The sequence below is a fragment of the Agriterribacter sp. genome (genome assembly GCF_035445465.1).
In the GTDB taxonomy this organism is placed as follows: Bacteria; Bacteroidota; Bacteroidia; order Chitinophagales; family Chitinophagaceae; genus Agriterribacter.
In genome coordinates, this window is the sequence record NZ_DAOMQT010000067.1 from 1 (window position 1) to 20,458 (window position 20,458).

Below are 20,458 nucleotides of genomic sequence, written 5' to 3' on the forward strand. Positions count from 1 at the left end.
TATTGTACAGGAATATTGATTTCACAGGCATTGGAAAACACGATATGGATTTTTTTGTGTACCATGAGTTTCCTGTGTTTGTTATAGGTCAACACAAAGGCACAATAGAAACATAGGAACACAATAGTAAGAACTATGTGCACTTATGCATATGATAGATATTCAGAAACAGAACCAATAACAAACTGGTTTTCATTCCCGGGCATCCAAAATTCACGTTATATTATTAAGATTTCCGTTGAGAGAATTTAAGCTACTTGACCGTGAATTCAATTCGCAATTCGCGAATTATTGATTATACGCCTCATGTCTTAGTTGCCTGTCAGGCTTCCTGTTTCCACAGTGCTCACATCTGCCAGGTTCAGTGCTGCCGCGGTTCTTTTCCCCGACTGCCGGATCAGCATTTCATTATCTGTTAGCGATTGCCCGTATGAAGGGATCATCTTTTGTATTTTGCTTTGCCACTCCGCTGTTTTCATTTTATCAGCGAAGCAGCGGTGCAAAAGATCAATCATAATAGCTACCGCCGTGGAAGCGCCGGGTGATGCACCTAATAATGCGGCTATACTGCCATCTGCAGCATTTACCACTTCCGTTCCAAACTCCAGCACACCGCCTTCCTCTTCATCTTTTTTAATTACCTGCACTCTTTGGCCTGCAACCTCCAAATCCCAGTCTTCGGCTACAGCATTGGGAAAATATTCTCGCAGGGCTTCTATCCTGTCTTCGCCCGATTGGCTTACCTGGTCAATAAGATATTTGGTTAGCGGCAGGTTATGGATACCCGCCATTACCATGGGCTTGATATTACTCAGCTTAATGGAAGCGGGAAGATCCCATAAGGACCCGTTTTTGAGAAATTTGGTAGAAAACCCGGCATACGGTCCAAAAAGCAATGACCTCTTTCCGTCAATCACCCTTGTGTCTAAATGAGGCACACTCATAGGAGGAGAGCCTACCGCAGCTTTGCCGTATACCTTGGCATTATGCCGCTCAATAATGGCAGGATTATTACAAATGAGCCACTGTCCGCTTACCGGGAATCCGCCATAGCCCCTGCTTTCGGGAATACCTGATTTTTCGAGCAGGGGTAAGGAGCCGCCACCTGCACCTATGAAAACAAAAGGTGTGGTAATCGTTCTTTTTTTATCGGTAGTAAGATTTTTGATTTTAATGTGCCACAACCCGGAGGCATCCTGGCTCAGGTCGTTTACTTCATGGGCCAGGTGCAGTTTTACGCTTGGGAAGTCAAATAAATACCGGAACAGTTTGCGGGTAAGTGCGCCAAAATTAACATCGGTACCGGCATTCATCCGGGTAGCCGCCACTTTTGCCGAAGGGTCGCGTCCTTCCATTACCAACGGCATCAGCTTTGTTAACCGTGCATGATCCTCCGAATAGAGCATGCCTTTAAACAGGTCATATTGCGTAAGCGCTTCAAAACGCTTTTTGAGATAGGCAACATTTTCTTCGCCCTGCACAAAACTAACATGAGGTACGGAACGGATAAAGTCTTCCGGATTGCGGATGTACCCCTGTTCAATCAAATAGGCCCAGAACTCGCGGCTTTGCACAAACTGCCCGGCAATGTTGATGGCTTTGCTGCAGTCAATACTGCCATCTTCCTTTTGCGGCGTATAGTTCAATTCACAAAACGCCGAATGCCCGGTGCCTGCATTATTCCATGCGTCAGAGCTTTCAGCAGCTACTGTATCTAACCGCTCTATTACGTGGATAACCAGGTCAGGTTGCAATTCTTTTAACATTACACCCAATGTAGCGCTCATTATACCCGCTCCTACCAAAACTACATCGGGGTTACCGCCTGCATGTGATTTACGCATATATACTACTGTTTAAAATAACAGACGAAGCAATTGTTGACCTTACCGCCTGATGATGAAATCACCTTTCGCGGCGCCTGAAGGAAATGCAAATTTACAACAGAAAGACTAAGTTTTTTCTTAACCGGCATTTTGTAAAATTTTGTTAACGTGCTTAAGCGTCCCTTTTATTCTACAATTCCCCACCAATTTTCAGGCAGGAAAATGATCTGTGCCCTTTCTTTTGCAGCATTATTAAATCCCCCATAAATCATTAGCAAACAGTATGCTATATATATACACCAGGTTATTAATCTATAAATGGCCTGTTTCTTGCAAAACAATAGATATTAAATCATCAAAAAATATGGATATGAAACCAACAACAGAAATATTTGAAATTATGGCAGAGGGTAAACCTTATATCGTAAAAGCAACGCCCTACCTCAACGGCAGGGAAAAATTACGTTTTCGCGTGAGCATGAATGATAGTGCTATCTGTATTTTTGGATGGGATGAATCCCTGGATCGTTTTGCAATCATGAAAGATGCGCGTGATCCGGCAGTTCACCCGGCGGCGGAAATGATTATTGCCAGGAAGCTGGAAAACATATCTGCCAGGAAACAGGCTGCGTAAATTTTTGAATTATTATAATTTGGTATGCCTGCCTATGAAACGCACTGGTAATGTGCGTGGCTTTTGCTGCGCACATTTTTTATTGCTATTTCTCTACAAAGTTTTCCGGCTTTCATCCTTTTCTTAACTTGCACCCATGCAGGATTATTTAAAGGGTTTGAATGAGCGGCAGAAAGAAGCCGTATTACATATAGATGGTCCGTTAATGATCATCGCCGGGGCTGGCAGCGGCAAAACCAAAGTGCTTACCACGCGCATAGCTCACCTTATGGCCAATGGCGTGGATGCCTTTAACATACTGGCGCTCACCTTTACCAATAAGGCGGCCAAAGAAATGAAGGAAAGAATAGAGCATATTCTCGGCAACAATGAAGCCCGTAACTTATATATCGGAACTTTTCACAGTGTGTTTGCCCGTATCCTTCGCGGTGAAGCGCACCGCCTGGGTTATCCCAACCATTTCACCATTTACGATACGGATGATGCGAAAAGCGTAATAAAGGCCGTTGTAAATGAAATGAATTTAGACGATAAGCATTATAAGCCTGCTACGGTGTATAACCGCATTTCCAGCGCAAAAAATGCACTGGTAAATGCCGAAGAATATGCCAATGATTATGGTATTCAACAGGAAGATCTGCGCAGCAACCGCCCGGCCATCGCAAAAATTTTTGATGCCTACACCAAACGCTGTTTCAGGAACGGCGCTATGGATTTTGACGACCTGCTGATAAAGATGTATGAGCTGCTTAAGCACTTCCCGGAGGCATTAAGCAAATATCAGCGTAAGTTCAAATACATTTTAATTGATGAATACCAGGATACCAATCCCGCGCAATACGAGATCATAAAACTGCTCGGTGCTATGCATGAAAATGTTTGCGTAGTGGGCGACGACGCCCAGAGTATTTACAGCTTTCGTGGCGCTACCATAGAAAATATACTGCAATTCCAGAAGGATTATGATGATGTGAAAGTGGTAAAGCTGGAACAGAATTACCGCAGCACACAAAACATTTTAAATGTAGCCAACGAAATTATAAGCAATAATAAAGGACAAATTGAGAAAACACTGTTTACCGAAAATGTAACCGGTGAAAAGATAAGGCTGGTGCGCACCATGTCGGATAACGATGAAGGGAAATTTGTGGCAGATACTATACAGGAACAAAAGCTGCGTAACCATTTTCAGAATAAGGATTTTGCCATCCTGTACCGTACCAATGCGCAAAGCCGTGCTTTTGAAGAAGCCCTGCGGCGCATGGGCATTGCCTATACCATTTACGGAGGCATAAGCTTTTACCAGCGAAAAGAGATCAAGGATTATGTGTCTTATTTGCGCGTGCTGGTAAATCCAACAGATGAAGAGGCCTTAAAGCGCATCATCAATTACCCCGCAAGGGGAATTGGTAAAACCTCGGTAGACAGGGCTATACTGGCGGCCAATGAAAATAATATTTCTTTCTGGCAGGTATTGGAACGTGCCCGTGAATTTGGCTATAAAGGTGCAACCCTGGAATCTATTGAGCAGTTTGTACTCATGATCAGAAGCTTTTCGAGCATGCTGCAGCATAAAAACGCATACGATGTGGCTGTGCATGTGGGAAAGCAAACCAATTTTGTAAAGGAACTGTTTAATGATAAGAGCACGGAAGGTGTGGCCCGGTACGAGAACATACAGGAATTGCTGAACTCTATTAAAGAGTGGGTGGAGAGCCCTTTAGAAACCCCGGAAGAAAGCATTACGGAAACAGGAGAAGAGCCGGCAGCGGAGGAAATGGCTGAGGGACTATTCAATAAGGATAGCGAAACGGTGGAAGCGGGCGTACCCGCCGATCCTGCTAATGAGGTTCCGGAGGCAGAAGATAAAACCCTCGGTACTTACCTGCAGCAAATTACCTTATTAACCGATGCCGATAACAAAAATACCGATGCCGATACGGTAAAGCTCATGACCATACACGCGGCAAAAGGCTTGGAGTTCAGTTGTGTGTTTGCTGCCGGGCTGGAAGAAACCTTATTCCCCAATGCCATGAGCATTAATACCCGTGAAGAGCTGGAGGAAGAAAGACGTTTGTTTTACGTGGTGGTTACCAGGGCCAAACAAAAGCTATGGATCACCCACGCCAACTCGCGTTACCGGTTCGGGAGCCTTATACAAAATGAGCCCAGCCGTTTTATCAGTGAAATACCTGAAGAGTTCTTGGACAGAAGTTATGCCGGCAGCGGCGCCCGGAGCGGATTAGGCGGGTCAGCCTTTGAGCGGATGCGGGGCAGCGCTTTTGGCACAGCATCCCGGTCAACTGCATGGCAGGCCGAAAAGCAATATGGCGCGCCTCCCGGTAAAAAGAAGGAAGCTACCCCTGCCTATATGGGTCCTATACCTCAAAACAAAGTAAAAGTGCATGAGCCTTCACCCGATTTCGCGGCAAGCGATACTTCAGACCTGCAGGCAGGGCAAAGAATAGAACATCAGAAATTTGGTTTTGGAGAAGTAATTAAAGTGGAAGGCAGTGCGCAAAACCCTGTTGCCTTAGTAAAGTTTGAGCATAACGGCGAAAAAAAGATCATGTTGAATTACGCAAAGCTTCGCATCATCAGTTGATCATTTTATATGCACCCCCAGTACCTCATCATAGGCCAGGGTATAGCAGGTACATTACTTAGTTATGCATTATGGAAGCAGGGCAGATCTTTCATTGTAATAGATGAGCCGCATGCTCTGCCCAAAGCAAGTTTAGTGGCCGGGGCCGTTATTAACCCTGTAAATGTAAACAGGTGGACAATGGTGGCAAGCCATCAGTATTATATCTCCGCTGCCTTGAAAACCTACAGCAGCATGGAAGAAACACTCGGCATGGCTTTAATGGAAGCCATGCCTATGCTCGTTTTTCATAAAGATGAAACGAAGCGGCGGTTATATAATGAGCAGCAATTGCTGCTGCCTGCATATATACAGCAGCCCGCCGGTGCAGACGTTACGTTAGCCCAACATTTCTTCAGTAACAAATACGGTATGGGAAAAGTGAACCGGGTATGGAAAATACATGCCGCACAATTATTATCCGCCTGGTCTCATTTTCTAAAAAGCAAAGGGTTGCTCATCCAGGAGCATTTTAATATAGCGGAATGCCGGCTAAGTGCGCAAGGCATACAATATAAAGCGATCGGCGCCGAAAAAATAATTTTTTGCGAAGGAGCGGCAGCTATAAACAATCCTTTTTTTACTACCCTGCCTTTTACCAAAAACCGCGGAGAAGCCTTGCTGCTGTCTGTTCCGGGTTTGCCTGCAACATATATTTATCATTACGGTATCCGCCTGGTGCCTGCCGGGGAAGGCTTGTTCTGGTGCGGCAGCAATTACAGGTGGCAGTTCAACAACCTGCTGCCCGATGAAAACTGGCGTATGCAAACGGAAGCAACCCTCCGGCAATGGCTTAGCCTTCCTTTTGAAGTAGTGGATCATGTGGTGGCGGAGCGCCCTACCACTGAAGGACAACAATTTCTAACAGGCACACATCCCGCCATACCATCCGTAGCCATTTTTAACGGGCTGGGTACAAAAGGATTTTCCTGCGGACCCGCATTAGCCCAAACATTATGCAAACAGCTTACTGATCCGGACCATGCTGCCGCATCAACGGCTATACCATTGTCGCGCTGGATAAAATGATACACGCATAACACATTTATCACGCCATTTGGCGGAACTCACTTTGCAGCTTATTCTAAATAACTATAGATTAAATCTATATGATTATAGATAATCATGATTAACGTCTATAGATAATAGCCCTACATTTGCATCACTAACGATAAGCCGCTGCGATTAATTTTCCTGCCATAGAAAAGTTCAACTCCGTTGTTTATGCATTGTAAAAAACAAATTTCAATATGAGCAGTCGTGTATTATCCATTGGAAGCATTCTTCCCGAATTTAAGAAACAAGCCGTAGTATCAACCGAAAAAGGAAAGGAATTTATTGACCTTACTCATGACTACGCGTCAGCTAAAGATCAATGGACCGTATTATTCTGGTGGCCGAAAGATTTTACCTTTGTATGTCCTACAGAGATAGCAGAATTCAATAAAAAACATAGTGAATTTACCGACAGGGATGCCGTGCTGATCGGCGCTTCCACAGATTCTGAATTTGTGCATTTAGCCTGGAGAAAGGATCACGCAGATCTTCGTGAACTGAAGTTCCCGATGCTGGCCGATACCTCCAAATCGCTTGCCGAAGCGCTGGGCATTTTAACCGATGATGAAAAAGTAGCTTACCGCGCCACTTTTATTATAGATCCCCAGGGTATTATCCGCTGGGTGAGCGTAAATGACCTGAACGTTGGACGTAATGTGCAGGAAGTAATCCGTGTGCTGGATGCATTGCAAACAGATGAGCTGTGCCCCTGCAACTGGAAGAAAGGAGAAGAGACGTTAACCACGCAATTGCATTTGAACTAGTGGGTGGTGAATAGTGAATAGAGGAGAGGTGCATCCCAAATTTTCGCAGGCAGACATCGCTATCTGGTGGTACGTGAGACACGTACCACGGCGATCGCCCCGGCACGTGTCTCACGTACCGGAAAATATGCAAACCGAAAATTTGGGATACACCCATGAATGGTGAGTAACCGGGCAATTCGCCTGCTGTATTTATCTGCTAATAAAAAAATATTATGTCTGAAATAGTAGCCCTACAAAATGAAACATTGAATAACCTGTTGCATGACCTGCAGATCCCGGACTATGAGCCATCGGCCAGTCTTGAATTGCTGGACAATGCCGCATCCCGTTATATCAAAGATCTGAAGATCAACGTAAGCAATGCGCTGAACAACACGCAATATTTGAGCAAAAAAGAAGCATTATTACTGGCGCTGGCCGTTGCGATCAATGAAAAATATAGTCCACTGAAAGAAAGTTTTACCGCACAGGCGAGAGAAGAAGGAGCAACGGAAGCGGAGCTGGCAGAAATAGCCGCCGTTACTTCGCTGATGAATACCAATAATGTGTTTTACCGGTTCCGGCATTTTATGCAGAAAGATTTTTATAACAATCAGCCTGCGGGAATAAAAATGAGCGTAATGATGAATCCCGTGCTGGGTAAGGAGTTTTTTGAGCTGGTAAGTCTCGTTATTTCTGCCATCAATGGTTGCGAAATGTGCGTATCCTCGCATGAGCAATCTGTTTTGCAGCATGGCAGCAGCGAAGCAAAGGTTTATGAAGCCGTAAAAGCAGGCGCCGTCATCAAAGGACTAATCACCGTACTTGCATAACGTTTATAACGCAGAGAAACATCGCACCATACAAAGGAGTTAATAGTAAAAACTCCTGGTGCTGCTTCATTTTGCCGCAGCTATACAGGTTTAACCTGCACATCTGCGGCAATTCTTTTTTTCCTTAAAGATATTTATCGCCCTTAGCGATTTTTATCTGCGAAACATATTCTTTAATTTCCTGCTCTTTACTGCGCTCGCAGATCAGGAGCACATCGCCGGTATCAATTACAATATAATTTTCCAGTCCCTGCATTACCACCAGCTTTTCATTTTTTACATTCACTATGTTTTTTGATGCGTCAAACAGCATAACATTGGATGCCGAAACAGCATTGGCATTTTCATCCCTTTTCATGTTTTCGTATGCAGAATTCCAGGTTCCCAGGTCGCTCCATCCAAAGCTGGAAGGTATCAGGTATACGTTATCCGCTTTCTCCATGATGCCGTAATCAATGGAAATATTGGTACACTGCGGGTAGATCCGCGCTATCGCTTCTTTTTCGGAAGGGGTATTCAGCGCGGTTTCCTCTGAGGTAAACAGCTCATGAATTTCGGGAAGGTACTTTTCAAATGCCTGTACAATATTCTTTATCTTCCATACAAATATCCCCGCATTCCACAAAAATTCACCGCTGGCCAAAAATGTTTTTGCTATTTCGAGGCTGGGTTTTTCCGTAAAGGTTTTTACTTTATATACATTGTCACTTACCTCATACTGCTCAAATTGTATATAACCGTACCCTGTATTGGGATGGGTAGGCTTAATGCCTAAAGTAAGAAGCGCATTATTTTGCCGTACGAAATTCAATGCCTCGTAACATACTTTTTTAAACGCGATATGCTCCGTTACCAAATGATCCGACGGAGCGCAGATCAAACAACCGTTAGGGTTAATGCTTTTCAGCTTATATGCAATATACGCAATGCAGGGAGCCGTATTTTTGCGTGAAGGCTCCCCTAATATATTTTCATGCAGTACGGCGGGCAGTTGCGCTTTTACAATAGGTATATATTCTTCGGAAGTGATGATGAATATGTTTTCTTTGGGAATAAAATCAACAAAACGGTCAAAGGTTTCCTGTATAAGCGTTTTGCCGGTATTCAGAATATCAAGGAACTGTTTTGGGAAAGCCGTTCTGCTCATCGGCCAAAAACGGCTTCCGATCCCGCCGGCCATAATAGCAACGTAATGATTTTTATTCATGCTTAATCCTGCAATATTAAAATCGTAAAAAAATCCTTTTTATCCGGAACCCTTAAATGATCCCTTCGCGTACCAGGTCATGCAAATGTAGCACTCCTGCATAAAGTCCGTTGCGGGTTACCAGCAACTGGCTGACATTGTTTTTTCGCATCATATCCAAAGCCGAAACCGCCAGCGCTTCTTCTTCAATACACTTAGGGTTTTTACTCATGATATCTTCCGCGGTAATGCGCGATAAATTCTCTTCCTTCTGAAGCATGCGCCGCAGATCACCATCCGTAACAATTCCCGCAATTACACCCTCTTTTATTACCGCCGTAGCGCCCATCCGGTTTTGAGTGATCGCCACAATTACCTCTTTTAAATTGCTGTGCTTTTCTACCTGCGGCCGCGCATCTTTCATGAACAGGTCGCCTACTCTTAAATACAGGCGCTTACCCAGCATACCCCCGGGGTGAAATTTAGCAAAATCGGCGCTTGTAAAGCCCTTGTATTCCATTAAGCAAACAGCCAGCGCATCACCCATTGCCAACTGGGCTGTTGTGCTGGTAGTAGGCGCCAGGTTATTCGGACAGGCCTCCTGGTTAACCGTGGTATTTAAAATATAATCGGCGCTTGCAGATAAAGAAGAATCAAGGTTTCCTGTCATGGCAATAACAGGGTTACCAAAATTTTTTATCAGGGGCAACAGCAATTTGATCTCGGGGCTTTCGCCGCTCTTGCTTATAATTAATACAATATCGTTTTGCTGCACCATGCCCAGGTCGCCATGGATAGCATCTGCCGCATGCAGAAAAGAAGACAGGGTTCCTGTAGAATTGAAGGTAGCCACTATTTTTTGAGCTATAAGCGCGCTTTTACCAATACCGCTGATCACTACCTTGCCTGTGCAGCCGGCTATTATTTTTACTATTTCCTCAAACTGTGCATCAATGAACCCGGCCAATTGTTTAACGGCTTCCGATTCCAGTAAAATTGTTTGTCTGGCAATTGCCTGAATATCAGTTGATCTCATTTGTAGTTTCCGCAAACCTAATTTAAAAATACTGGTTAACAAAACAAGGGGTTGCAATGGCACTTTTTTACAAAAGGGGGCCCTATATTTTTTTATATGCCGTATATTTCATAACTTATGAAATTTAATTAAATACATTCTTAACCCCTCACATAAGTGTATATTAACTTTCGTGATAGCGGTTAATATAGTAACTTCGTTCACTTTTTTAAAACACATGAGAAAGAATCATGTAAGGTGAGAAGGAAAACAGACAGACATGCCAACAGCAACAAAAAAACCAGCTTCAAAAGCAGCATCTCCATCCCGGAACAACAAAGGAAACAGTAAACCCAAAGCAGCAACAAAAAGTATAGACCTTAAAGCCAGTCTCCAGGAACATTTTGGTTTTAATGCGTTTAAAGGCAACCAGGAGGCCATCATTGAAAACCTGCTTGCGGGCAATGATACTTTTGTAATTAAACCAACCGGTGGCGGAAAAAGCCTGTGCTACCAGCTTCCTGCTATCATCAGCCCGGGTTGTGCCATCATCGTTTCACCGCTTATCGCATTAATGAAGAACCAGGTAGACCTTGTGCGGGGCTACAGCAGCAAAGATAATGTGGCGCATTTTTTAAATTCCACGCTAAATAAAAGGGAAATAAAAGAAGTGCATGACGACCTGCTGAACGGTCATACCAAATTATTATACGTGGCGCCGGAAACGCTTACCAAGCAGGAAAACCTTGATTTTTTCCGCGACCTGGAAGTGTCTTTTTTTGCCGTGGATGAAGCCCATTGTATTTCCGAATGGGGACACGATTTCAGACCAGAATACCGGAGGCTGCGCGACATGATGACGGAGATCAACCCTAATATACCCGTTATTGCGCTTACGGCAACGGCAACGCCTAAAGTACAAAGCGATATCGTTAAGAACCTCCACCTTAAGGATCCTAAAATATTTATTTCTTCTTTCAACAGGTCAAACCTGTATTACGAAATACAACCCAAGATCGGCAAGGATCAAACCATCAAGAATATTGTACGGTTCATTGTAAATATGAAAGGCAAAAGCGGCATTATTTACACGCTTAACCGTAAAACAACAGAAGAGCTTGCAGGCATACTGGTAGCCAACGGTATTAAGGCCGTAGCCTACCACGCGGGCTTCGACAGTAAGCTGCGGGCAGGAAGGCAGGATCTTTTTATGAATGAAGATGTGCAGGTAATAGTGGCTACCATTGCTTTTGGGATGGGTATTGATAAACCCGACATCCGGTTTGTAATTCATTATAATATCCCCAAGTCTATTGAAAATTATTACCAGGAAACCGGTCGTGCCGGCCGTGACGGGTTAGAAGGGAAATGCATATTATACTATTCGCATAAAGATGTGGCCAAATTAGAGCACCTCATGCGCGACAAGCCTTTGAGTGAAAGAGAGGTAGGCGCACAGTTGATTAATGAAACGGTGGCGTTTGCCGAAACGGGGGTTTGCCGCCGCAAAGTGCTGATGAGCTATTTTGGGGAAGATTACGGCGATAAAAACTGCGGAAGCTGCGATAACTGCCTGCATCCGAAAGAAAGAGTGGAAGCCAAAGATGATGCGGTGAAGGTTATGAAAGTAGTTAAAAAATTAGATGAGCGTTTTGCTACTGATTATGTAGTGAATATTCTTATCGGAAGGCTTACGCCACAGATCAATATGTATCGCCACGGAGCCATCAGCGAATTTGCTTCAGGAAACGACCAGCCTGTTCATTACTGGAACTCACTGATGCGGCAAATGCTGCTGGAAGGCTTGCTGGAAAAGGACATTGAAGAATATGGCGTACTGAAGCTGAGTGCAAAAGGTGAGAAGTTCCTTAAAAAGCCCGCTTCCTTTAAAATTGTGCTGAACAATTTATTTGAGGAAGCAGACGATGACGACGATGACGGAGCGGAAGCCGCACCCGCCGGCAGTACAGACGATAAGTTATTTGAGATGCTGAAGGAAATGCGGCAAAAGGAAGCAAAGAAAAAGGGACTGCCGCCTTTTGTAATTTTTCTTGAAACCTCATTGCAGGATATGGCAACGCTGTACCCTACTACTATAACCGAGCTGGAAAAATGCCAGGGGGTAAGCAAGGGAAAAGCGCTGCGGTACGGCAAACCGTTCGTAGAGCTGATTGCCCGGTACGTGGAAGAAAACAATATTGAGCGTCCGGATGATTTTGTGATGAAGAGCGTGGTGAACAAGAGCGGTTTGAAAGTTTATATTATACAGCAAACCGATAAAAAAATTCCGTTAGAAGCCATTGCCAAAAACAAAGACCTGCGTTTAGATGCACTGCTGGAAGAAATGGAAACCATTGCCGCCAGCGGCACGAAGCTCAACTTAGATTATGCTATTGGTGAAATGGTAGACGAGTACGACCAGGAAGATATCTTAGAATATTTTAAAAGCTGCGAAACCTCCTCTTTACAGGTAGCACAGCAGGAGCTGAGCGAGGGGAACTTTACCTGGGAACAGTTAAAAATCATGCGCATCAAGTTTTTGAATCAATACGGAATGTAGGAGAGGTGCCGGGTATAGGGTGTAAGGTATAAGGCCTTACAGCCTACGCCTTATACCTTCCTTCCGTTCAGAAATACAGAAAACCATAACTTTTAGGGTTTATTTTTCGCTGTTAAACCGGAAAGCCCTATTTTTGCTGCCCCTTTTGAAAGAAAGGAGCAATGATGGTGCGGTAGCTCAGTCGGTCGTAGTTTTTCGAAGCGACGGCAGGAGTTTCAGAAAAACAAGATCCCGATGAACGATAGTGATATCGGGATAGAGCAAGATAAATGATGGTGCGGTAGCTCAGTCGGTAGAGCAAAGGACTGAAAATCCTTGTGTCGCCGGTTCGATCCCGGCCCACACCACGGTGAAGCAGAAAAGCCCCAACGGTTTCGTTGGGGCTTTTGTTTTTGCTGATGGGATTTTCGCTTCACTGTGTCCCGAAGCGATGGGGGAGGAACGAACGACATCTGCTTCGGGGCTTTTCTTTAACTTTCTATCCAAACATCCGGCTATGACAATGCCACTTCCTTATTGTGTTTATATTCTTTCTAGTGAAAAAAAGTTTAATCTCAGATTTCAAAATACTCCTCCAAAAGGTGTCGTCTTTAAAACACCGCTACCGCATTCGCCTGTAAAAACAAAAATTCCAAATAGAAATGCTATAGTCGGAGTTCCTCCGAAGTTTCGGAGCCGACCCACACCACCTGACAAATAGCCTCAAATGCAATGTAGTAAAGTGTTTGAGGTTTTTTATTTCCCCTAAATGGTACAGGATAGGGTACAGTTTTTAATAAAATGTTCGTTACGTAACGACAATACCACATCACTCAACATCAAAAGGTGACGAATAGTGTTGATACGAATCAACTACCGAAAAACTTTCATTTAGTCAAAGCTTTATTGTGGAGCTGCAGGGAGTCGAACTCTGGTTTATTGTATTCCGATGTACATGGTTCGAATCCGCTCGGGACCTCCGGTAGTTAGATATGCAAAAGCTTACCGCTTCAATCCTTTGCCCATTTTACCAATTCATCAATTTTTGCTTGATCAACTCCCTGTGCTTTTGCAATTTCAGCGATAAGGTAAAAGATTGCGTTCATTGACCTATACCTTTTGGCTGCTTTTGTTGCGCTGGTAATAATTGCATACAAGATTATTAGATTGATCCCCAAGACAACAACTATTGCAACTGTACTGTCTTCCATGTGAGTAAGTTTTTAAGGTTGAAAGAGGAAAACGTAAGCTACTTAAAAAGCTAAATAACGCCAACTTACAATAGCGGCTTCCTTTTCTGCGTCAAAAAACTTCTTCCCTCCTCCGATAGCTTACTGTCAAAAGAAGATATCCGGTATTCGCTATACTGTGTTTCTGCCTTTAGCTTGTAGGTGCGGTAAACCGTATCTATATCATGGTTGAAATCTCCCGGACGCCCGTAATGGGCTTTACCTGATCCCGTAGTGCTATGGTGAATTTATATAGAGGCATTGCAGGTGTAAAAATAAGGAGCTAAATTAGTGGAAGTACTTTTCAGTTTAGTTTATTTGCTTGGTGCGTTTGCATCGGGCTTTTTTATTCGGCTTATGTATAAAACTTTCATAGTTTAAAATAAAATTATATACTTTAGATAATCAACACCCTACCAGGTATCCTTAAACTTTTAAAAGTCTTGCCGCAAATCCGAACGCGAAACGTATGGTGTATTAAGTAGAGGCGGGAAAAAATAATGATAGCATTCCTGTATGAGGTTGCCTTTACGGACGATACAAAATGGAAGTTGGGAGATTAAACTAAAAGTATTGAAACATGGAATTATCTACTATTATATATTATTTGATTGGGCTACTGATTGGGTTGCTGATCTTTTACAACATCGTAAAAGCTGCCGTAAGAAATGGAATTAGGGAAGCCAGGAAAGACGTAGAATCGCCGATAATTCCTAAAGGCAGCATCCCGGATACAAAGCCCAATGAAAGACAATTAGAGTTACAGGAACGATATAACAGAGGTGAGATAACGTTTGATGAATACCGGGCGGGGTGGGATAGCCTTACCGGCAATATATCCCGGAATGATCAACCCTAATCTGACGTAAGTATCTTTTAAACTTAGCACGGGGTACGACTGTATGTAAATTCCATTAAGCAAAATCAAGCAGAACATTACCATCAATCCCCAATAGCTTGTGAGCCGCCTTTAGAAAAGCAACATCGGGCTTTCTTTTTTTACTCATTATCTGCGACAACTTAGGTTCCCCAACCCCTATTAGCCTGCCCAATTCTTTCTGCTTTAGTTTACGCTTATACATTTTAAGCTCAATAAAATTTCATGCTTAATTATTTAAATACCGAACGAAGTTTACTAATTTATTTAGTATATTTGTTAATGTTTTTTATTGCCGATCTGCATACCCATTCGCATTACGCGGGGGCTACGAGTAAATTTCTTTGTTTAGAAACAATGTACCAGTGGGCATTGATAAAAGGCATTGATGTAGTGGGTACGGGCGACTTTACGCATCCCGCATGGATAAAAGAGCTGGAAGAGAAGCTGCAGCCTGCCGGTAACGGCTTTTTTACATTAAAGCAACTGCCGGAGCTAACTGTGCTGCCTGGCGCAAGGCCACAAGGCAGGACCGTTAATTTCTGCCTGTCAACAGAAGTGAACTGCGAATATGTGGTAAACGGCAGGCAGTATAAGAACCATCATTTAATTTACGCGCCGGATTTTGAAACCGCACACCGCATCAACAAAGCACTTGCCCCCTATGGCGATCTTTCATCCGATGGCAGGCCAACCCTTTTATTACCGGCACATGAACTATTGAAAATTGTACTGGATATTTCTCTCCGGGCTTTTTTTGTGCCGGCGCATATATGGACGCCCTGGTTCTCAACGCTGGGTTCAAAGAACGGGCATGATTCGCTGAAGGATTGCTTTAAAGATGTTACGCACGAGCTGTTTGCTGTGGAAACAAGCCTGTCGGCAGATCCGCTCATGTGCCGGCGGTACACAGAATTAGACGGGTTAACCCTGCTCTCCAACTCCGATGCCCACTCTGCCCATAAGCTGGGTCGCGAAGTAAATTTGCTGGATACAGCGTTAAGCTATGACGCGATGTTCACCGCCATTAAAACAAAGCAGGGCTTTACAGGAACCTGGGAATATTATCCGCAGCGTGGCAAATACTTCAACGATGGTCACCGCAAGTGCAATATATCATTTGGTACGGAAGAAACACCCCCCGCTATTTGCCCCGTGTGCCAAAAGCCGTTAACTATTGGCGTTGCACACCGTGTGGAACAGTTGGCCAACCGGGACGAACAGGAAGCGGCCCGCCAGGTTCAACCTTTTAAATATGTATTGCCATTGCCCGAAATATTATCTGAGATTACCGGTGTTGGCGAAAGCAGCTTAAAAGTAACCGCCATGTATGCAAAAGCAATAGCGCATTTTGGAAGCGAGTTCAATATTTTACACCAGGCGCCGGTAGAAGATATTCACCGTTACCATCCTAAGCTATCTGTTGCCATTGACCGCCTCCGTCAAAACAAAAAGCATTTCACTGCAGGTTACGATGGCGCTCATGGCCGCGTTTGGTTTTTTGAGAAAGCGGAATTAAATACAAAACCCGAACAGATGCTATTGTTTTAATTCGCTTAACGCTGCTGTTCCCTACTGTTATTTGGGCCGGTAACGTGCCAGCAGCAATCCGGAAGGGTAAGCTTACTATAAAAATTAAATGCTTCCTCCGTATTACGGGAAAAAATAAGATAGGTGCTAACGCTTGCCATGAGTATAATTTTTTATGATTGGTGATAATGACAACAGGGATCTTTTTCTACAACATAAAGATATAAAGCGCTGCCGGCTTCAGGAATGGGCAATAACGACTTTTACAGGGTGCTTATCGCGACAGACCAGCCATACGGGAGATAAAAAGCTGCAAAACCATTGTAAAATAAAAACCGCGACTGTTATGAGCCGCGGTTTTATATATCATCTAATGTTTTTAATAGCGTTCGCCGGTATGCCGTTATTTACGGCTGTTCAGTTTTGCTAATAATCTTAATATTTCAAGATAGAGCCATACAATGGTAACCAGCAGGCCAAAAGCGCCGTACCATTCCATATATTTGGGTGCACCTGCATCAGAACCGCGTTCGATCATATCAAAATCGAGTATCAGGTTAAGCGCGGCAATAGCCACTACAAACAGGGAGAAAATAATTCCAAACGTGCTGCCCTGGTGAATGAAAGGAATATCAATGCTGAAGAAACGGAGCACGATAGAAATAAGGTAAAATATGGCGATACCCGCAGTAGCGGTTATGATAACCGATTTAAACGTTTCCGTTGCGCGAATGATGCGCATATTATATAATACAAACATGGCAATGGCTACTCCAAATGTTAATCCTACTGCCTGTGTAATAATATAGGGTGCGGTTGCTTCAAATGCATGATTATAGTAGGCTGATATAGCGCCTACAAACAAGCCTTCCAATAAAGCATAGGCAGGAGCCAGAAAAGGCGCCCATGTTTTTTTAAAGACGATTACCAGCGCTACAACCAGTCCGCCAATAGCACCCCCCCACATATAAGAGGTTACATCTACGCCTTTGCCAAAGCTGTACCAGCTAAAAAAGGCGGTAGCCATAACCATTAAAAAAAGGAAACCGAATTTATTTAAGGTTCCCCTTACCGTCATTACATTTTCGCTATCCAGCGTTAGTGTTGATTTAAACATCTTTTCGCTGAGGGTGGGATTACCGGATTTAAATAATTCCATAATAAATAATGTGTTTAGGTTTGAGGGTAAAGATAATTCTTTTTTGTGTTCCTATCTTTGCGGCATGTTAAAATCAACTTTATTAGAAGCGGCCGCGGCGGCAGGCACCATTATGCGGGAATCGTTTAACGGCGCGTTTAAAATTTCCAACAAAGCGGGGATCAATAATTTAGTAACCGAAATAGATCATGCATCGGAAAAAGCCATTATCGGGATCATTAAAAAAAACTACCCCAGCCATTTTATCCTGAGTGAAGAAGTGGGTGAAATTGTAATGGATTCTGATTATAAATGGATCATTGACCCCATAGACGGAACGGTAAATTACGCTAACGGCATTCCTATTTGCTGTGTAAGCATAGCGGTTGAACACCAGGGAAAAATAATACTTGGAGCGGTATTCAATCCCTTTTTCACTGAGCTTTTTGTAGCCGAAAAAGGCAAAGGCGCCACCTTAAATGATAAGCCTATACAGGTAAGCGCCAAACCGGATATGGGCAGCTCCTGCTTGGTTACCGGTTTCCCCTACAGCCTTTTGGATGAGCCAAACGGACCGTTGGATGTTTTTGATACGCTGATCAGAAAAGGTATACCGGTAAGGCGCTTAGGCTCTGCCGCTATTGACCTGTGCTGGGTTGCTGCAGGAAGGTTCGATGGCTTTTATGAGCATAAATTAGAAGCATGGGACAGCGCCGCGGGCTTTTTAATGGTGGAAGAGGCAGGCGGAAAAGTAACCGATTTTAGCGGTAACTATTATTCGCCCTACCAGCCGCAGATACTGGCTACCAACGGAAAAATACACGATGAACTGCTGGACTGCATAAACGGAGGAAAATAATATAAAACGGGTTGAATACACCAATTATTAATTGGGCTTTCAGTAAAACTATACGAATTCGTGCATGCTGTACAACAAAAGCCCGTACTCCTTAGTAAGTATGCCACGAATGCACGAATATTTAATGCATTTTATTCGTGGTTGGTTTAAGTTGTATTTTTAAATCAGCTCGCTTGCGGGCTGCTGGAATTAGAGACGCATAAATCCAAATAGCGGATAGTCATTAACTTTTCATCTTTAACTTTTTTTCATGTCATCACGTACAGAAATAGCATCACTTGGCGAATTCGGATTGATTGACCATCTTACCCGTAACAATGAAACACATCACGCTTCTACCATATTAAGTGTAGGCGACGATGCGGCGGTACTGGATCATTTTGGTAAACAGATCGTGGTAACCACCGACCTGTTAATTGAAGGTGTTCACTTTGATATGGTATACACACCCCTCACGCACTTAGGTTATAAGAGTGTGATCGCAAACCTGAGCGATATATACGCCATGAATGCCACTCCCGCGCAAATAACCCTGAGCATTGGTATCAGCAACCGCTTTAGTGTGGAAGCCTTAGAAGAATTTTACGAAGGGGTATACGCTGCATGTGAAAAGTATAATGTAGACCTTGTAGGCGGCGACACCACCACTTCCAATAAAGGGTTTATTATTAGTATTACAGCCATTGGCGAGGTGGCGCCCGACCGTTTTGTAAAGCGCGATGGTGCTAAAAAGGGCGACCTGGTTTGCGTAAGCGGCGACCTGGGAGCAGCTTACTTAGGCTTATTGCTAATGGAAAGAGAGAAAAAGATCTTCTTAGAAAGTCCTTCTGTGCAGCCCGACCTGGAAAGCCAGGACTATATTTTGCGCCGCCTGTTAAAACCTGAGGCAAGAAAAGACATTATTGCCTTTTTTGAAGAAAACGGCCTATTTCCTACCAGCATGATGGACATCAGCGATGGGTTGAGCAGTGAGCTGCTGCATATTTGCAAACAAAGCAACGTGGGTTGTGTGCTGCATGAAGATAAAATACCCATTGCCGAAGAAGCCCGGCAGTTCGCGTTTAAGCTTGACCTCGATCCTACAGCCTGCGCGTTAAGCGGTGGTGAAGATTATGAATTGCTTTTTACCATTAAGCAGGAAGATTATGATAAAATAGTATTGAATGAGCAGATCAGCGTAATTGGCTATATTACAGAAGCAGCCGAAGGCCAGCACATCATTACCCGTTCGGGCAATAAACACGCATTAACCGCCCAGGGCTGGAATGCGTTTAAGTAGGAACGGGTTCAGGTAGTAAACTACAAATCTCCCCCGTGGTTATTGTAAAGGATAACAGGGAAAGATAGTTGACGGACTAAACATGGTTAGCAGCTACACGATAAAATGCACAATCCCGGATGCACCTCTTGCCCAACTAAATTATTGCTCTATATATAATATTTATATCTTTGCGCCGAAGTCAGACCGCGTCTGACTTTTTTAAATTATATCAGCGTGTCGCAACTTGATAAAATTGATAAGCGCCAACTTCCGCTGCATATTGCCATTATTATGGACGGTAACGGAAGATGGGCGCAGGAAAAAGGGGAAGACCGGCTTTTTGGGCATTACCAGGGGGTTGAAAGTGTGCGTAATATTGTAGAGGGCTGCGCCGAGCTGGGCATTGCCTACCTTACTTTATACGCCTTCAGTACTGAAAACTGGGACCGTCCGGAGCCTGAAGTAACAGGGCTCATGGAATTGCTGGCGGAAACCATCCGGCGGGAAGTTTCAACTTTAAATAAAAACAATATTAAGCTGCACCTGATCGGTAATATTGAAATGCTCCCTGAATATGCGCGGAAAGGCCTGGAAGAAGCGATTGACCTTACCAAAAATAACACCGGGTTAACACTGATCATTGCCTTAAGCTATAGTTCCCGCTGGGAGCTGGTACAGGCGGTAAAAGCAATTGCCGGAGATGTGCAGGCCGGTAAAATATCGCCGGACCAGATTGATCAGAATACCCTTCGCCATTACCTTGCCACCAGCGCGTTCCCCGACCCTGAGCTGATGATCAGAACCAGCGGTGAATACCGGATAAGCAATTTTTTATTATACCAACTGGCATACGCAGAACTGTATTTTACAGATACGCGGTGGCCCGATTTTGGGAAGGAACATTTATATGAAGCCATCCTGAACTTTCAACAAAGACAAAGACGGTTTGGTAAAACCGGCGGGCAGATTCAACGGGAATCCGCTACAGATACGCATTAGATAAAATAAAACCATTATTCTTTTAACAAACCATTTCAATTAATCCCGTTAATTTGCCGGGCGAAACTTATAAAACGGATGCAAAG

The 20,458-nt window shown here is 43.8% G+C and carries 17 protein-coding genes and 1 tRNA gene; 12 read left to right on the forward strand and 6 right to left on the reverse strand.

Annotated elements, in window-relative coordinates:
- Window positions 1-311: 311 nt before the first annotated feature.
- Entirely contained in the window at window positions 312-1,844 is a 1,533-nt protein-coding gene (locus tag PLE34_RS19570; RefSeq protein ID WP_324559734.1) for a malate:quinone oxidoreductase, read from the reverse strand.
- A gap of 352 nt (window positions 1,845-2,196) precedes the next feature.
- On the opposite strand from PLE34_RS19570, the gene PLE34_RS19575 reads away from it, so the two are divergent.
- From PLE34_RS19575 to PLE34_RS19595, 5 genes are all read left to right on the forward strand, one after another.
- Window positions 2,197-2,460 (forward strand): hypothetical protein, encoded by a 264-nt coding sequence (locus PLE34_RS19575; protein ID WP_324559736.1) that lies wholly within the window; start codon window positions 2,197-2,199, stop codon window positions 2,458-2,460.
- A 136-nt stretch (window positions 2,461-2,596) separates the two neighbouring features.
- Window positions 2,597-5,065 carry an ATP-dependent helicase gene (locus tag PLE34_RS19580; RefSeq protein WP_324559738.1) on the forward strand — a complete coding sequence of 823 codons (2,469 nt, stop codon included), beginning with the start codon at window positions 2,597-2,599 and terminating at the stop codon, window positions 5,063-5,065.
- 9 nt (window positions 5,066-5,074) lie between these two features.
- On the forward strand, window positions 5,075-6,133 hold the full coding sequence (locus tag PLE34_RS19585; protein WP_324559740.1) for an NAD(P)/FAD-dependent oxidoreductase: 1,059 nt from the start codon (window positions 5,075-5,077) through the stop codon (window positions 6,131-6,133).
- A 221-nt stretch (window positions 6,134-6,354) separates the two neighbouring features.
- A complete protein-coding gene (locus PLE34_RS19590; protein ID WP_324559742.1) occupies window positions 6,355-6,924 on the forward strand; it encodes a peroxiredoxin in 570 nt (189 codons plus the stop codon).
- A 215-nt stretch (window positions 6,925-7,139) separates the two neighbouring features.
- The gene (locus PLE34_RS19595; protein WP_324559744.1) at window positions 7,140-7,739 is read left to right on the forward strand and encodes a carboxymuconolactone decarboxylase family protein; all 600 of its coding nucleotides are present in this window, start codon (window positions 7,140-7,142) and stop codon (window positions 7,737-7,739) included.
- 124 nt (window positions 7,740-7,863) lie between these two features.
- Here the strand turns inward: PLE34_RS19595 and PLE34_RS19600 are convergent, their stop codons facing one another.
- Both PLE34_RS19600 and PLE34_RS19605 read right to left on the reverse strand, forming a co-directional pair.
- Complete coding sequence (locus PLE34_RS19600; protein ID WP_324559746.1) at window positions 7,864-8,946, reverse strand: mannose-1-phosphate guanylyltransferase; 1,083 nt, start codon at window positions 8,944-8,946, stop codon at window positions 7,864-7,866.
- Between the two features lie 52 nt (window positions 8,947-8,998).
- A complete protein-coding gene (locus PLE34_RS19605) occupies window positions 8,999-9,961 on the reverse strand; it encodes a KpsF/GutQ family sugar-phosphate isomerase (RefSeq protein WP_324559748.1) in 963 nt (320 codons plus the stop codon).
- Window positions 9,962-10,220: 259 nt separating this feature from the next.
- Between PLE34_RS19605 and recQ the strand changes: the two genes are divergently transcribed.
- Both recQ and PLE34_RS19615 read left to right on the forward strand, forming a co-directional pair.
- Window positions 10,221-12,500, forward strand: a complete 2,280-nt coding sequence (gene recQ / locus PLE34_RS19610; protein WP_324559750.1) for a DNA helicase RecQ — start codon at window positions 10,221-10,223, stop codon at window positions 12,498-12,500.
- A 274-nt stretch (window positions 12,501-12,774) separates the two neighbouring features.
- Window positions 12,775-12,847, forward strand: a tRNA-Phe gene (locus PLE34_RS19615).
- Window positions 12,848-13,489: 642 nt separating this feature from the next.
- Here PLE34_RS19615 and PLE34_RS19620 read toward each other — a convergent pair.
- Window positions 13,490-13,690, reverse strand: a complete 201-nt coding sequence (locus PLE34_RS19620; protein ID WP_324559752.1) for a hypothetical protein — start codon at window positions 13,688-13,690, stop codon at window positions 13,490-13,492.
- 598 nt (window positions 13,691-14,288) lie between these two features.
- On the opposite strand from PLE34_RS19620, the gene PLE34_RS19625 reads away from it, so the two are divergent.
- A complete protein-coding gene (locus PLE34_RS19625; protein ID WP_324559754.1) occupies window positions 14,289-14,567 on the forward strand; it encodes an SHOCT domain-containing protein in 279 nt (92 codons plus the stop codon).
- 55 nt (window positions 14,568-14,622) lie between these two features.
- On the opposite strand, the gene PLE34_RS21930 is transcribed toward PLE34_RS19625, so the two are convergent.
- Window positions 14,623-14,790 (reverse strand): helix-turn-helix domain-containing protein, encoded by a 168-nt coding sequence (locus PLE34_RS21930; RefSeq protein ID WP_502875895.1) that lies wholly within the window; start codon window positions 14,788-14,790, stop codon window positions 14,623-14,625.
- Window positions 14,791-14,867: 77 nt separating this feature from the next.
- Here PLE34_RS21930 and PLE34_RS19630 point away from each other — a divergent pair, with 77 nt between their 5' ends.
- Complete coding sequence (locus PLE34_RS19630) at window positions 14,868-16,136, forward strand: endonuclease Q family protein (protein ID WP_502875896.1); 1,269 nt, start codon at window positions 14,868-14,870, stop codon at window positions 16,134-16,136.
- Window positions 16,137-16,518: 382 nt separating this feature from the next.
- Here PLE34_RS19630 and PLE34_RS19635 read toward each other — a convergent pair whose 3' ends face one another.
- Window positions 16,519-17,274 carry a Bax inhibitor-1/YccA family protein gene (locus PLE34_RS19635; protein WP_324559758.1) on the reverse strand — a complete coding sequence of 252 codons (756 nt, stop codon included), beginning with the start codon at window positions 17,272-17,274 and terminating at the stop codon, window positions 16,519-16,521.
- A gap of 64 nt (window positions 17,275-17,338) precedes the next feature.
- On the opposite strand from PLE34_RS19635, the gene PLE34_RS19640 reads away from it, so the two are divergent.
- The 3 genes from PLE34_RS19640 (at window position 17,339) to uppS (ending at window position 20,372) form a co-directional block, all read left to right on the forward strand.
- Complete coding sequence (locus PLE34_RS19640; protein WP_324559760.1) at window positions 17,339-18,112, forward strand: inositol monophosphatase family protein; 774 nt, start codon at window positions 17,339-17,341, stop codon at window positions 18,110-18,112.
- A 250-nt stretch (window positions 18,113-18,362) separates the two neighbouring features.
- A complete protein-coding gene (gene thiL, locus PLE34_RS19645; protein WP_324559762.1) occupies window positions 18,363-19,391 on the forward strand; it encodes a thiamine-phosphate kinase in 1,029 nt (342 codons plus the stop codon).
- Window positions 19,392-19,607: 216 nt separating this feature from the next.
- Window positions 19,608-20,372, forward strand: coding sequence for an undecaprenyl pyrophosphate synthase (gene uppS, locus PLE34_RS19650; protein WP_324559764.1), 765 nt, complete (start codon window positions 19,608-19,610; stop codon window positions 20,370-20,372).
- The last annotated feature ends 86 nt before the right edge of the window (window positions 20,373-20,458 follow it).